Annotated in this window: 1 protein-coding gene; it reads left to right on the top strand. The window is 43.7% G+C overall.

The window, feature by feature from the left end; all coding sequences use genetic code 11:
* Nucleotides 1-462, top strand: a 462-nt coding sequence (locus FD04_RS12255; protein WP_235805704.1) for an MSCRAMM family adhesin SdrC, incomplete at both ends; no start/stop codon positions are given.

The following is a 462-nucleotide window of genomic DNA, read 5'->3' as shown; positions in this document are numbered from 1 at the left end:
GATGTTGAACCAGATTCACTGACAGAGATTGATCCCGAATCACTCAACGACGTTGACGTTGAGTCACTTACTGACGTTGAGCCAGACTCACTAACCGAGACTGAGCCTGAATTACTCAATGATGTTGATGTTGAGGTTGAATCACTCAGCGACGTTGATGTCGAGGTTGAATCACTTAACGACGTTGATGCCGAATCTCTTACTGATGTTGAACCAGATTCACTGATAGAGATTGAACCTGAATTACTCAACGATGCTGAAGTTGAATCACTTACTGACGTCGAGCCAGACTCACTAACCGAGATTGAGCCTGAGTTACTCAATGATGTTGATGTCGAAGTTGAATCACTTAACGACGTTGATGTCGAATCGCTTACTGATGTTGAACCAGATTCACTGACAGAGATTGATCCCGAATCACTCAACGACGTTGATGTTGAATCACTTACTGACGTTGAGCCT

It is taken from the genome of Secundilactobacillus odoratitofui DSM 19909 = JCM 15043, assembly GCF_001434895.1.
Classification (GTDB): Bacteria; Bacillota; Bacilli; order Lactobacillales; family Lactobacillaceae; genus Secundilactobacillus; species Secundilactobacillus odoratitofui.
The sequence above is the reverse complement of the archived record's forward strand: the minus strand, read 5'-3'. Positions and strand labels throughout refer to the sequence as shown.